At 64.6% G+C, this 12,865-nt stretch carries 12 protein-coding genes; 5 read left to right on the top strand and 7 right to left on the bottom strand.

Annotated elements, in window-relative coordinates:
• Positions 1 to 15: 15 nt before the first annotated feature.
• Positions 16 to 1,344 carry an aspartate aminotransferase family protein gene (locus M2427_RS29985; RefSeq protein ID WP_280710482.1) on the bottom strand — a complete coding sequence of 443 codons (1,329 nt, stop codon included), beginning with the start codon at positions 1,342 to 1,344 and terminating at the stop codon, positions 16 to 18.
• 148 nt (positions 1,345 to 1,492) lie between these two features.
• On the opposite strand from M2427_RS29985, the gene M2427_RS29990 reads away from it, so the two are divergent.
• A complete protein-coding gene (locus M2427_RS29990) occupies positions 1,493 to 2,041 on the top strand; it encodes a cupin domain-containing protein (protein ID WP_094895195.1) in 549 nt (182 codons plus the stop codon).
• A gap of 186 nt (positions 2,042 to 2,227) precedes the next feature.
• Positions 2,228 to 2,380: a hypothetical protein gene (locus M2427_RS29995; protein WP_280710483.1), complete on the top strand. Its 153-nt coding sequence runs from the start codon at positions 2,228 to 2,230 to the stop codon at positions 2,378 to 2,380.
• A 72-nt stretch (positions 2,381 to 2,452) separates the two neighbouring features.
• Here M2427_RS29995 and ctaD read toward each other — a convergent pair whose 3' ends face one another.
• On the bottom strand, positions 2,453 to 4,054 hold the full coding sequence (gene ctaD / locus M2427_RS30000) for a cytochrome c oxidase subunit I (protein ID WP_280710484.1): 1,602 nt from the start codon (positions 4,052 to 4,054) through the stop codon (positions 2,453 to 2,455).
• A 227-nt stretch (positions 4,055 to 4,281) separates the two neighbouring features.
• Here ctaD and M2427_RS30005 point away from each other — a divergent pair, with 227 nt between their 5' ends.
• Positions 4,282 to 5,814, top strand: coding sequence for a lysozyme inhibitor LprI family protein (locus tag M2427_RS30005; protein ID WP_280710485.1), 1,533 nt, complete (start codon positions 4,282 to 4,284; stop codon positions 5,812 to 5,814).
• Positions 5,815 to 5,848: 34 nt separating this feature from the next.
• On the opposite strand, the gene M2427_RS30010 is transcribed toward M2427_RS30005, so the two are convergent.
• From M2427_RS30010 to M2427_RS30020, 3 genes are read right to left on the bottom strand one after another with little or no spacing between them, the layout of a single operon-like run.
• A complete protein-coding gene (locus M2427_RS30010) occupies positions 5,849 to 8,110 on the bottom strand; it encodes a xanthine dehydrogenase family protein molybdopterin-binding subunit (RefSeq protein ID WP_280710486.1) in 2,262 nt (753 codons plus the stop codon).
• Entirely contained in the window at positions 8,103 to 9,158 is a 1,056-nt protein-coding gene (locus tag M2427_RS30015; RefSeq protein ID WP_280710487.1) for a xanthine dehydrogenase family protein subunit M, read from the bottom strand. Before M2427_RS30015 ends, M2427_RS30010 begins: the two co-directional genes overlap by 8 nt.
• Entirely contained in the window at positions 9,155 to 9,652 is a 498-nt protein-coding gene (locus tag M2427_RS30020) for a 2Fe-2S iron-sulfur cluster-binding protein (RefSeq protein WP_280710488.1), read from the bottom strand. The genes M2427_RS30015 and M2427_RS30020 overlap by 4 nt, the downstream gene beginning before the upstream one ends.
• A gap of 250 nt (positions 9,653 to 9,902) precedes the next feature.
• On the opposite strand from M2427_RS30020, the gene M2427_RS30025 reads away from it, so the two are divergent.
• Positions 9,903 to 10,541: a TetR/AcrR family transcriptional regulator gene (locus tag M2427_RS30025; RefSeq protein ID WP_280710528.1), complete on the top strand. Its 639-nt coding sequence runs from the start codon at positions 9,903 to 9,905 to the stop codon at positions 10,539 to 10,541.
• A gap of 66 nt (positions 10,542 to 10,607) precedes the next feature.
• Positions 10,608 to 11,015, top strand: a complete 408-nt coding sequence (locus M2427_RS30030) for a DUF4864 domain-containing protein (RefSeq protein WP_280710489.1) — start codon at positions 10,608 to 10,610, stop codon at positions 11,013 to 11,015.
• Here M2427_RS30030 and lspA read toward each other — a convergent pair.
• Complete coding sequence (gene lspA, locus M2427_RS30035) at positions 11,012 to 11,500, bottom strand: signal peptidase II (protein WP_280710490.1); 489 nt, start codon at positions 11,498 to 11,500, stop codon at positions 11,012 to 11,014. The genes M2427_RS30030 and lspA overlap by 4 nt on opposite strands.
• A gap of 42 nt (positions 11,501 to 11,542) precedes the next feature.
• On the bottom strand, positions 11,543 to 12,808 hold the full coding sequence (locus tag M2427_RS30040; protein ID WP_280710491.1) for an MFS transporter: 1,266 nt from the start codon (positions 12,806 to 12,808) through the stop codon (positions 11,543 to 11,545).
• Between the last annotated feature and the right edge of the window lie 57 nt (positions 12,809 to 12,865).

Below are 12,865 nucleotides of genomic sequence, written 5' to 3' on the forward strand. Positions count from 1 at the left end.
CGGCGAGAGCAATTATCAGGCCACCTTCTTGATGGCGTCGCCGAGGATCGAGACCATCTGGTCGATGTGGCTCTTCTCGACGATGAGCGGAGGCGACATCGCGAAGCTGTCGCCGCTCATACGCAGATAGAGGCCGGTGTTGAAGCAGTCGACCATGACGTCGTAACCGCGCGCGCCGACGATTCCGTCACGCGGCGCGAGCTCAACCGCGCCCATCAGGCCGCAATTGCGGATGTCGACGACGTTCGGCAGACCCTTCAGCTGATGCAGCGCATCGCGCCAGTATTCGGCCATGGTCGCACCGCGCGTGAGCAGACCTTCGTCCTTGTAGATGTCGAGCGTGGCGATACCCGCAGCACAGGCGGTCGGATGCGCCGAATAGGTGTAGCCGTGGAACAGCTCCATCGCGTTCTCGGGGCCGACCATCATGCCGTCATGCACCTTGCGGCTCGCGAACACCGCGCCGCAGGGAATGGTGCCGTTGGTGATGCCCTTGGCCGTCGTCATCAGGTCCGGCGTGACGCCGAAGAAGTTGGCAGCGAACGGCGTGCCGAGGCGACCGAAGCCGGTGATGACTTCGTCGAAGATCAGGAGGATGCCGTGCTTGTCGCAGATCTCGCGCAGGCGCTGCAGATAGCCCTTCGGCGGCGGCAGCACCGCGGTCGACCCCGGCACCGGCTCGACGATGACGGCGGCGATGGTCTCGGCGCCATGCAGCGCCACCAGACGCTCGAGATCGTCGGCTAGCTCGGCGCCGTGCTCCGGCTGATCCTTGGCGAAGGCGTTGCGGGAAAGGTCATGGGTGTGGCGAATGTGATCGACGCCCGGCAGCAGGGTCGCGAAGGCGCGACGATTGGCGACCATGCCGCCGACCGAGGTACCGCCGAAGCCGACGCCGTGATAGCCGCGCTCGCGGCCGATCAGACGGGTGCGGCTCGACTGGCCGTTGGCGCGGTGATAGGCGAGCGCGATCTTCAGCGCGGTGTCGACCGATTCAGAGCCGGAGTTGGTGAAGAAAATGCGGTCGAGGCCCTTCGGCGCGATCTCGGCGAGACGTTCGGCGAAGTCGAAGGCCAGCGGATGGCCCATCTGGAAGGTCGGCGCGAAATCCAGCGTCATCAGCTGCCGCTCGACAGCGGCGGCGATCTGCTTTCGGCCGTGGCCGGCATTGACGCACCAGAGACCAGCGGAGCCGTCGATCACCTTACGGCCGTCGACGGTGGTGTAGTGCATGCCCTCGGCCGAGGAGAACAGCCGCGGCGCCTTCTTGAACTGACGGTTGGCCGTGAACGGCATCCAGAACGAGTCGGTCTTGATAGTGTTCGGAATCTGATGAAGGGTCACGGGCCACGCTCCTTTGCTGACCGGACAGCAGAGGCACGGCTTGAGAAGCGCAACAAGTCCTTTTCTGGTGACCTGCAAGCCATTGATTTAATTAGGTCCGCCGGTCCATATTTGCGCGATCCGCAACACCTGCAACAGGGATTTGGGCATGAGCGTCGACATCGGTGGACGGCTGCGATTTATCCGGGCGCGCCAGAAGCTGTCGCAGCGTGAGCTCGCCAAGCGCGCCGGGGTCACCAATTCGACGATCTCGCTGATCGAATCCAACCAGATGAACCCGTCGGTCGGCGCGCTCAAGCGCATCCTCGACGGCATCCCGATGGGGCTGGCCGAGTTCTTCGCGCTTGAGCCCGAGAGCCGACGCAAGATCTTCTACCGCGCCGAAGAGCTGACCGAGGTCGGCAAAAAGCCGATCTCGTATCGGCAGATCGGCGACAATCTGTTCGGCCGCAGCCTGCAGATTTTGAAGGAGCGCTACGAGCCCGGCAGCGACACCGGACGCGTGCATCTCGTTCACGACGGCGAGGAAGGCGGCATCGTGATTTCAGGCAAGCTCGAAGTCACCGTCGAGGACGAGCGGCGCATCCTCAATCCCGGCGATGCCTATTATTTCGAGAGCCGCCGCCCGCATCGCTTCCGCTGCGTCGGCGGCAAGCCGTGCGAGGTGATCTCGGCCTGCACGCCGCCGACGTTCTGACGCGCGATCGCGACATCCGCAATCATACGGAGCACCGGCATCTTACGGATGCTTGAGCCAGCTCAATTTCTGCGGACCCGACCGCTCTATATTACGAGGTGTAGCCGAGCAGCCTCGCGCAAAGGTGTTGAGGTTATGGCCCCGGACTCCTAGGCACCCCGGGGCCGCTTCGTAACAGGGCGCACGATGAAGACCACCCTCGCCAATGCAGAAGCTGCGCTCGACGAAGTTCAGCGCGATACCAGAAAGCTTCATTCACGCGAGCTGCGCGCCGCCATCGAAAAATACATCGAAGAGCAGAGAGAGCAGATCAAGGCGCTCCGCCGGATGATCAACTGATCCGGCCACCAGGCCTCGCGCTGCTTGCAAGGAGGCGCCGCGTTTCGATCCGCGGCGCTTGAGTTGAGGAGTTCAGGTGATCTTGGGCAACACCTCGAACTGGTGGAATGGCGGCGGGGAGGACAGCGTCCACTCCAGCGTGGTCGCGCCTGCGCCCCACGGATTGTCGCTCGCCTTCTGCTTGCGCGAGAATGCCAGCGCCATGGTAACGAAGAACACGATCACGCTCGCAGCCGACACGTAAGAGCCGATCGAGGAGATCAGGTTCCAGCCGGCAAACGCGTCGGGATAGTCGACGATCCGCCGCGGCATGCCTTGCAGGCCGAGGAAGTGCTGCGGGAAAAAGATCAGATTGGCGCCGATGAAGGCCAGCCAGAAATGCAGCTTGCCGAGCGCTTCCGAATACATGTAACCCGTGATCTTCGGAAACCAGTAGTACCAGGCGGCAAAGATCGAAAATGTCGCGCCGATCGACATCGTGTAGTGGAAGTGCGCGACGACATAATACGTGTCTTGCAGCACGCGATCGACACCGGCATTGGCGAGCACCACGCCGGTGACGCCGCCGACGGTGAACAGGAAGATGAAGCCCACGGCCCACACCATCGGCGTGCGGAACTCGATCGACCCGCCCCACATCGTGGCGATCCAGGAAAAGACCTTCACGCCGGTCGGGACCGCGATCACCATCGTCGCGGCGACGAAGTAGGCTTGCGTCGCCGAGGACATGCCGACCGTATACATGTGGTGCGCCCACACCACGAAGCCGATGCCGCCGATCGCGACCATCGCATAGGCCATGCCGAGATAGCCGAACACGGGCTTCTTCGAGAAGGTCGAGACGATCTGGCTGATCGCGCCGAAGCCCGGCAGGATCAGGATGTAAACCTCGGGGTGACCGAAGAACCAGAACAGGTGCTGGAACAGCACGGGGTCGCCGCCGCCCTCGGGGTTGAAGAAGGTGGTGCCGAAATTGCGGTCGGTCAGCAGCATGGTGATGGCGCCGGCCAGCACGGGCAGCGACAGCAGCAACAAAAACGCGGTGACCAGGATCGACCACACGAACAGCGGCATCTTGTGCATAGTCATGCCCGGCGCGCGCATGTTGAAGATCGTGGTGATGAAGTTGATCGCGCCCAAAATCGAGGAGGCACCGGCGAGATGCAGCGCGAGGATCGCAAAGTCCATGGCCGGGCCGGGATGGCCGGAGGTCGACAGCGGCGCATAGACTGTCCAACCGGCGCCGACGCCGTTCGAACCCGGCTCGCCTTCCACGAACAGCGAAATCACGAGGAGCGTCAGCGACGAGGGCAACAGCCAGAACGAGATGTTGTTCATGCGCGGGAACGCCATGTCGGGGGCACCGATCATGATCGGCACGAACCAGTTGCCGAAGCCACCGATCAGCGCCGGCATGATCATGAAGAACACCATGATCAAGCCATGCGCGGTAACGAAAGCGTTGAAGACGTGAGGATCGGCGAAGATCTGCATGCCCGGCTGCTGCAATTCCAGTCGCATCGCGACTGACAAGGCTCCCCCGACCACGCCGGCGGTGATCGCGAAGATCAGGTACATCGTGCCGATGTCCTTGTGATTGGTCGAATAGAGGTAGCGGCGCCAGCCGGTGGGATGATGGGCTGCGTGCGGCAGGGAGATGGCTTGAGCATCCATGGCAAATGCCTTCGTCGGCGTTGAGAGGACGGCGGGAGCGGCGAGTCGGAAGCGAAATATCTTGCGGTTCAGTCCGCTGCGGAATCTTTGACCCCGATCAATTCATTCCAGCAGGAATTGTGCTTAAGGCGCCCCTCCCGGCGAGGCTGGCTCCGCCTGAACCGGCGGCTCGCCGCAGGCGACTTACCCGAAGCGGGCATGGGCCCGCCCTTCGCCATGAGTCCCCGATGTCCGCTTGCCTTCGTCTCGCAATTCTCGCCGCAGCCGCCCTGCTCGCGCCGGCATCTGCGTGGGCCATGGACGATTACATTCGCGCCAGCAGCAGCGCGCCGACCGAGATCGCTCTGTGCGGTGAGGCCAATGACGGTAGCAGGATCAAGACGGTCGCGTGCAAGAAGGCCGGCTACGACAAACTGGTCGCCGCGATCGACCAATCGTTCTCCGCTGCGCTCACGAAGGCCCCGGCCAACGTCCGCCCGCTGTTCAAGCGCGACGAGGCCTGGTTCAAGGAGATGATCCTGGAGGCCGCCACCACCGTGCAGGAGGTGGACGAGGCCGAAATCCGCAAGAATTTCGCTGCGACCCTGCGGCAGCGCGTCCCGATCTTGAACGGGATTGCGGCCGGCTTCGGACGCACCGGCCTGAACGGCAAATGGGCCAACACGTTTGGCGCTGTCACCATCACAGCGCGCGACAACGGCGCCTACCGCGTAACAGCTGAGTTGAGCAGCAATTACGGCAGCGACAAGCACTGGCGATGCAAGCTCGGAGCAACCGTCAAGCCGGGCAGCAACGGCTGGCTGTCCGGCGCGGTCGACCGCGCCAGGCCGGCACAATCAACCGATGCGGGCGCACCACAGAACAAGCCAACCGAGCCGCTCTCCATCAAGCTGCGCCGCCAGGGCGACACGCTCCGCCTCGTTCTCGTTGCGACGGAGGAGCAATGGGACGGCTTCGACGATTCGGACTGCGAGAGCCTAGGGCAGATCACGGGCACTTATTTCGCCAGCGGCAAGTCCGACGCAACCGACAAGGCCGACACCGCATTCGTCAAGCCGACCTTCGATTGCACGCATCCGGAGACAGCGACCGACGAGGAGATCTGCGCCGATCCGGAGCTCGCCGAGAATGATCAGCGCTTGAACCGGGCCTGGAAGGCACTCTTGCCGCGGCTCGACGAGGCGACGCGACACGCTTTGACGGAGGACCAGCGCCACTGGGTGCGCTCGCAGGCCGATCAATTCCCCGAATTCCTGCACCCCGCCTGGGAGAAGGGAACCTCGGCAATGCATTACACCGTCGACGCGCGCGATCATCTCAGCGGCCTGCAACGCGAGCGGATCGCGCTGCTCGAAGGTTTTGACGACAGGCGCAATGGCCTTGCAGGCACCTGGCTCGCCTACAATGCCATTATCAAGATCACCATCGACAAGGACGGGGTGCTCGAAGCCAATGGCTGGAAATGGGAGCAGGGCGACTGGAAGGCCGGCTGCGACTATGAGATGAGCGGCAGCGTCAAGAATGCAGTGTTCACCTCGAAGGAGCAGGGCAAGAATCCGGATACGCTCGAACGCGACCACGCGACGCTGATTGTCAACCGGCTCGACGACGAATTCGCCAAGAAGCGCTACACGGACAACGGCATCGCCGAGAGTGCCGACCAAGCCAAGTGCAAGCGGAGGCTCGACATCTCCTCGACCGCACGGCTGTTCCCGGCGCTGCCCTCGCCCGATATCAACCGCCTGCCCGGGATCCGCTGAGTGGCGGCGGGAAGAGCCCCCGCCGCGCGCCTCGTCAGCGCTGCGTCAGCAGCTCCTCGATCCTGATCGGAAAGCGGCGCACCCGCACGCCGGTCGCATGCCAGACGGCATTAGCGACCGCGCCGGCACTGCCGGTGATCCCGATCTCGCCGACGCCCTTGATGCCGAGAGCATTCACATGCGGATCGTGCTCCTCGACCGTGATGACGTCGAGCGGCGGCACGTCGGCATTCACGGGGATGTGGTACTCGCCGAGATTGGCATTCATGATCCGACCGCTGCGACGGTCGGTGATCGCCTCCTCGTGCAGCGCGAAAGACAAGCCCCAGATCATGCCGCCGAACAGCTGGCTCTTCACCAGATGCGGGTTGACGATGCGTCCCGCGGCGAAAGCGCCGACCATGCGGGTGACGCGGATCTGACCGAGCTCGGGATCGACCTTCACCTCGGCGAACACCGCACCGTGGGCGTGCATGGCATACTCTTCCATTGCCGCCGGGTTCGGTGCGCCGGTGCCGCGCGCCTCAACCTCGGCAACGCCTGCGCGCGCTAGGATCTCGGTGTAGCTCTCGCCGCGGCTCTCGTCGTCGCGTCGGATCAGGCGGCCGTCGCGCGCGATCACGCCGGTATTGCCGGCGCCGAACAGCGGCGAGCGCTCATCACCGGTCGCGAGATCGGCAAGCTTGGCGATGACGGCCGCTCCGGCGCTGTGGATCGCAGCACCCGCGGTCGCCGTGTGCGCCGAGCCACCGGCGATGCCGGCATCGGGCAGGTCGGACGAACCGGCCTTGAACTCGACGCGTTCGATATCGAGCCCGAGTTCATCCGCCGCGATCTGGGCCAGCGCGGTCCAAGCGCCCTGCCCCATGTCATGCGCGCCGATCTCCATGGCACCGGAGCCGTCGCGGCGGATCACGGCACGCGCTTGTGCCTGGAACATCAGCGCGGGGAATGTCGCGGTGCCCATCCCCCAGCCGACCAGCAGTCCGGCATCGTCGCGCATCTGTCGCGGCTGGAGCGAGCGCTTCGCCCAGCCGAAACGCGCCGCGCCCTGATCGTAACAGGCACGCAGCGCTTTCGAGGAGAACGGTTTTCCCGTGATCGGCTCGACCTCGGCATAGTTCTTCAGGCGGAAGGCCAGCGGATCCATGCCGCAGGTCCAGGCCATCTCGTCGATCGCGCTCTCGAGCGCAATCGATCCCGTCGCCTCACCCGGCGCGCGCATGAACAGCGGCGTGCCGGTGTTGACGCGCACGGCATCGTGCGAGGTGCGGATAGCCGGCGCCGCATAAAGCGTGTGCGAGGCATCGGCCGCAGGTTCGTAGAAATCGTCGAACGTGCTCGATACGGTCCGCGCGTGGTGATCGAGCGCGGTCAGCCGCCCTTCGACATCGGCACCGATGCGGAGGCGCTGACGCGTCGGCGCGCGATGGCCGACGGGGCCATACATCTGCTCACGACGCAGCACGAGCTTGACCGGCCTGCCGACCAGCTTTGCCGCCATGATGCCGAGAGCCGGTGGGCCGGCCATCAATCCCTTCGAGCCGAAGCCGCCACCGAGGAAGGGGCTCCGGATGTGGATCTTGTCATGCGCTATGCCGAACAACTCGGCGACGCGCGCCAGGGACAGCATGAGACCCTGCGTCGGCATGTCGATCTGAAGTCTGTCACCGTCCCAGTGCGCCACGATCGCATGCGGCTCCATGGCATTGTGATATTGCGCCGGCGTTTCATAAATCGCGTCGATCTTCTTGTCGGCCGCAGCAAGGCCGGCGTCGACATCGCCAAGGTGATTTTCGGTTGGGTTACCGACACCGACGACGGGCGGCACATAACTCTTGCCGGCATCAAGGCCGACGAGGGCGGGCAGCGTCTCGTAGCGCGGCGCCAGCAGCACTGCGCCTTCCGTCGCCGCCTCGAGCGTCTCGGCGATCACGACCGCAATGGGCTGGTTGGCGTAGCGGACCTCGTTGCTCTGCAGCACTTCCATCCGGAATACGAACGGATTGGTCTTGATCTCCGGATCGATCGCGAGCTGCGGCTTGTGGTCGGGCGTCATGACCTCGACGACGCCGGGATGACGCTTGGCGGCGGCAACATCGAGCGAGGTCACGCGACCATGCGCGATGCTGGACGCTGCGATGACCGCAAACAACATGCCGGGCGGATGATTGTCGGCGGCATAGGTCGCCTGACCCTTGACCTTGAGCACGCCGTCGCGGCGGGTCAGCGGCTGGCCGATACTGGAGCCGTGGCGGAGGTGGGCGGGGGCGCTGGTGAGATTGAGCTCAGGCATGGATGGCTCCAGACGTCGAAGCAAAGGGTGATGCCGGCAGTGCGGGGATACGCGCGGGCGTTCCGGCAGCGGCAAGGGTCAGTGCGCGCACGACGATGCGGCGCGCCAGCTCGATCTTGTAGGCATTGTCACCGGACGGCTTTGCGTCGGCCAGCGCGCGCCAGGCGGCTTCCTGGAAGGCGTCTGCCGTGGGCGCGACGCCCTTGAGCACATCTTCCGCGGCGCGGGCACGCCACGGCTTTGCGGCGACGCCGCCAAGCGCAAGCCGCGCCTCCGCGATCTTGCCATTCTCGATCCGCAATGCCGCGGCGGCCGAGACGATCGCGAAAGCATAGGACGTCCGCTCGCGGACCTTGAGATAGCGCGCATGTGCGGCAAAGCCGCGCGCCGCCGCCGGCAGGCGCACCGCGACGATGAGATCGCCGGGCGCAAGCACGGATTCACGCTCCGGCGTATTGCCGGGCAGGCGATGCAGTTCGTCGAGCGCGATCTCGCGACGACCGCCTCGGCCCTCGATCTCGACGACGGCATCGAGTGCGACCAGCGGCACGCAGAAGTCCGAGGGGTGCGTAGCGATGCAACTGTCGCTCCAGCCAAGCACGGCGTGGGTGCGATTCTCGCCGTCGCGGGCGTCGCAGCCAGAGCCCGCCTCGCGCTTGTTGCAACGGCTGGCGGTGTCATAGAAATAAGCGCAACGCGTCCGCTGCAGGAGATTGCCGCCGACCGTTGCGGCATTGCGCAATTGCGCGGATGCGCCGGCGAGCAGCGCTTCGGCGACAGCTGGATAGGCCTTCGCGAACTCAGCATCATGCGCAAGATCGGCATTGCCGACGAGGGCGCCGATACGCAACGACCCATCCGCGAGGCGCTCGATCTGATCGAGCCCATCGAGATGCGTGACGTCGACCAGCCGGTCCGGACGACTGACGTTACCCTTCATCAGGTCCAGCAGATTGGTGCCGGCGGCGAGATAAGTCGCGCCCGGCTGGGCGGCGGCGGCGATGGCCTCTGCGACCGTGGCGGGCCTGACATATTCAAATTGTTTCATGCGGAGCGCCTTTGATTGGTTTCGTCGGCACCGGCCTGGGCCTCGAGCACGGCATCGACGATGCCGGCGTAAGCGCCGCAGCGGCAGAGATTGCCACTCATGCATTCGCGGATGCGCTCGGGATCATTGCCGGCCTGAGCCTCTTGCATCATGCCGATGGCGCTCATGATCTGGCCCGGCGTGCAGAAGCCGCACTGGAATCCGTCATGGGCGATGAAGGCGGCCTGGACGGGATGGAGCTGGTCGCCGCGCGCGACGCCTTCGATGGTCAGGATGTCGGCGCCATCATGGCTGATGGCGAGCGCGAGACAGGAGTTGATCCGCTTGCCGTCGACGAGGATGGTACAGGCGCCGCACTGGCCGCGGTCGCAGCCCTTCTTGGTTCCCGTGAGATGGAGGCGCTCACGCAGGAGATCGAGCAGCGTGACGCGGGAATCGTCGAGGACGAAGTCGCGCCGTGCACCGTTCACGGTGAGGCTGATGGAGTGGTTCATACAAGGCTCCGATCAGATATGGACATGGCTCATCGTTCGGCGCACCACCGCCGTGGCCGCCGTCGATATCGCGCCGGCCCGGATATCATCCGGCCGACACCAGCGAAGATACGGAGGCACCCTCCGTTTAACAAGGGCTGCCGAAAAATATTTGGAATTCGTCAAAAGCCCGTGCGCTGACAACGCGATGCAGCCCTGCAAGGGTTCAGCAAGGGTTCAATCTAACCAATTCGTGATCTACATTATCGGCATGGACGACCACACCGACCAGACCCGCAAGCCCCGCGCCGATGCCGTGCGCAATCGCGAGCGCGTGCTCGAGGCCGCCAAGCTCGTGTTCAACGCGGGCGGTCCGGAGGCGAGCCTGGAGGCCGTGGCGAAGCGCGCCGGCGTCGGCATCGGCACGCTCTATCGGCATTTTCCGACGCGTGAGGATCTGTTCGAGGCGGTGTACCGCCGCGAAGTCGAGCAGCTCAGCGAACTCGCCGAGCAGTTGAAGAATGCCAAGGACCCGGTCGACGCGCTGCGGCGCTGGCTCCGGTCAGGCGTCGAATTCGTTGCCACCAAGAAGGGCATGGTGGCAACCCTGGCACTCGCGGTGCAGAGCGGCTCCGAGCTGCATGCCTTCTCCTTCGAGCGCCTGACCACAGCTATCGGCTCGCTGCTCGATCGCGCGATCACAGCGGGCGCGATGCGCGCCGACATCAGTCCCGAGGACTTGCTGCGCGCGTTCTTCGGCATGTGCTACATGCACGATCAGCCCGGCTGGCAAGCCTCGGTGCTGCGGATGCTCGACGTGTTCGTCGATGGGCTGCGCGTGCAGCCGATCGCGAAAGGCAAGGCGCTCGCCGCCAAACCGGCGAAGGCGACCGTGAAACGGAAGCGATAGCACGCCCGTATTTCCAAGAGGTCATGCTAGGATCAGCATCGCCGGCATATCAACGCGGAGCCCGTCATGCGCATCGCAGCCCTGGTCGTCGCCCTCACAATTGCCCTCAGCCCCCTCGCCGCGCATGCTGACGACGTTTCAGCGGCACAAAGCGTGATCCGCGCCCAGGAGCAGGCCTTCGTCCATGACGACGCCGCGGCCGCCTATTCTTACGCCGCACCGGCGATCAAGCAGATCTTCACTGCGCCCGACATCTTCATGTCGATGGTCCAACATGGCTACGCGCCGGTCTATCGCCACAAGAGTTTTGAGTTTGGCGACGGCAAGACCGAGGGCAGCTCGGTTGCCCAGCGCGTTCACATCATCGATGCCAATGGCGAAGCCTGGGAAGCGCTCTACACGCTCGAGCAGCAGGCGGACGGGAGCTACAAGATCACCGGCTGCTCGCTGCTGAAGGCGGGACAGGCGGTTTAAGCCGCATCGAGAAACAACGACACCATGATTGCGATGGCGCCGATGGTGATGGCGGTATCGGCGACATTGAAGATGGCGAACGACCAGGCCTGGTAAGAGAGGTGGACGAAGTCGATCACCGAGCCGATCCGGGCGCGGTCCAGCACATTGCCGAGCGCGCCGGCAATGATCAGGGCAAGTCCGGTGGCCAGGATCGGCTGCCGCGACGGCACGCGGGCGAGCCACCAGCCCAAAACTCCGCAGGCCAGAAGCGATAGCCCAACCAGCGGCCAACGCTGCGCATCGTCCGCGAAACGCAAGAAGCTGAACGAGACGCCCCTGTTGTAGGACAGCAGGAGGTCGATCGATGGCAACGCCGTGGACGTGAGAATGATCATCGGACGGCCTGGCTCGAGCAAGCCGACGGCGAGCTGCTTGGTGCCCTGATCCAGCAACAGGACAACTGGGATCAGCCAGATCCAGCGGAGTGAACGCGCTCGCGACATCGTCAGAATGTTCCGGCTCGCGTCGATACGGCCATCTGCGCCTTACGTCGCGAAGCCGGCCCCTGCCCTGGTCGCGTTCATCCGCGAGCGGATCAGCAGCGTCAAGACGATGCCGACATTGAGGGCATTCCACGCCACGCCGTTGGCGAACGCCGCGGCATAGGAGCCGCTGGCATCGAAGATGATGCCGGAGACCCAGCCGCCGAAGGACATGCCGAACACGGAGGCGAAGATCACGATGCCGACGCGGGTCGCGGCTTCGCTCGCAGGCATCGCCTCCCGCACGATGATGGCGTAGCTCGGCACGATGCCGCCCTGGAACAAGCCGAACATCGCGGAGATCAGATAGAGCGACGTGAGGCTGTCGAAGAACAGATAGAACGCCAGCGCAAAGCCTTGCGCCAACGACCCGAGCAGCAGCGTGCGGATGCCACCGATCTTGTCGGCGAGATAGCCCGAGCCGATGCGGCTGAGGATGCCACAGGCCATCATCAGCGACAGCATCTCGGCGCCGCGCGCCACGCCATAGCCGAGATCGCCGCAATAGGCGACGATATGCACTTGCGGCATCGCCATGGCGACGCAGCAGGAAATGCTGGCGATCGAAAGCAGCACCGTCAGCGTGTTGGTCGAGAGTTTGAGATCGACCCGCGGCGGCGGTGCATTGGCGTGATTACGGACCTTGTCGTCGCCCATCTGGGCGCGCAGGACCAGCAGCAGGCTCGACATCAACACCACGCAGGCGAGGGCGATGCCGACATGGGTGTAGCGCCAACCGATTGTCTCCATGCCCGCGTTGACGAGCGGCGGCCATATCGTGCCGGCAACGTAGTTGCCGCTTGCGACGATCGTCACCGCGAGGCCGCGATAGCGCTCGAACCAGTGAGAAGCCTCCGCCATCAGCGGCGCGAAGGTCGCTGACGTGCCGAGCCCGATCAGGAAGTAGGCCGCCACGAACTGCCAGAGCTGGGTCGAGAGCCCGGCGAGCGTATTGGCGACGCCGAGGAAGGCGATGCTGATCGCCATGGCCCGCACGATGCCGAACTTGTCGGTGATCTTGCCGGCGATCACGCCACCCAGCCCGAAGCCGAACATCATCAGCGTGAAGGCCAGCGACACGGCACCGCGGGTCGCGACGAATTCGGCCTGCACGACGGGAATCACCACGACGACCGCCCACATGCCGACGCCGCCGATCGAGCCCATCATCAATGCGAGCAAAAGCCGCACCCAGGCCTGACGCGAGTCAGGGGTGAATGAGGCCGGTTTCTGTCCTGGATGATTTGGCGCGTGCACGGCGCGGACCATGTTCGCGGATCGCCCCACGGTCAAGCAGCGTGCCGCGATATTGGGCATGCGCGGTGC

Origin of the sequence: Bradyrhizobium sp. BR13661 (assembly GCF_029892425.1) — a bacterium.
Taxonomy (GTDB): Bacteria; Pseudomonadota; Alphaproteobacteria; order Rhizobiales; family Xanthobacteraceae; genus Bradyrhizobium.

What these genes read in the sequence shown, in the direction of transcription:
- M2427_RS30005 (WP_280710485.1), top strand. Translation starts at nt 4,282, where the DNA reads ATGTCCGCTTGCCTTCGTCTCGCAATTCTCGCCGCAGCCGCCCTGCTC.
- M2427_RS30020 (WP_280710488.1), bottom strand. Translation starts at nt 9,652, where the DNA reads ATGAACCACTCCATCAGCCTCACCGTGAACGGTGCACGGCGCGACTTC.
- M2427_RS29995 (WP_280710483.1), top strand. Translation starts at nt 2,228, where the DNA reads ATGAAGACCACCCTCGCCAATGCAGAAGCTGCGCTCGACGAAGTTCAG.
- lspA (WP_280710490.1), bottom strand. Translation starts at nt 11,500, where the DNA reads ATGTCGCGAGCGCGTTCACTCCGCTGGATCTGGCTGATCCCAGTTGTC.
- M2427_RS30040 (WP_280710491.1), bottom strand. Translation starts at nt 12,808, where the DNA reads ATGGTCCGCGCCGTGCACGCGCCAAATCATCCAGGACAGAAACCGGCC.
- M2427_RS29990 (WP_094895195.1), top strand. Translation starts at nt 1,493, where the DNA reads ATGAGCGTCGACATCGGTGGACGGCTGCGATTTATCCGGGCGCGCCAG.
- M2427_RS30010 (WP_280710486.1), bottom strand. Translation starts at nt 8,110, where the DNA reads ATGCCTGAGCTCAATCTCACCAGCGCCCCCGCCCACCTCCGCCACGGC.
- M2427_RS30015 (WP_280710487.1), bottom strand. Translation starts at nt 9,158, where the DNA reads ATGAAACAATTTGAATATGTCAGGCCCGCCACGGTCGCAGAGGCCATC.
- ctaD (WP_280710484.1), bottom strand. Translation starts at nt 4,054, where the DNA reads ATGGATGCTCAAGCCATCTCCCTGCCGCACGCAGCCCATCATCCCACC.
- M2427_RS30030 (WP_280710489.1), top strand. Translation starts at nt 10,608, where the DNA reads ATGCGCATCGCAGCCCTGGTCGTCGCCCTCACAATTGCCCTCAGCCCC.
- M2427_RS30025 (WP_280710528.1), top strand. Translation starts at nt 9,903, where the DNA reads ATGGACGACCACACCGACCAGACCCGCAAGCCCCGCGCCGATGCCGTG.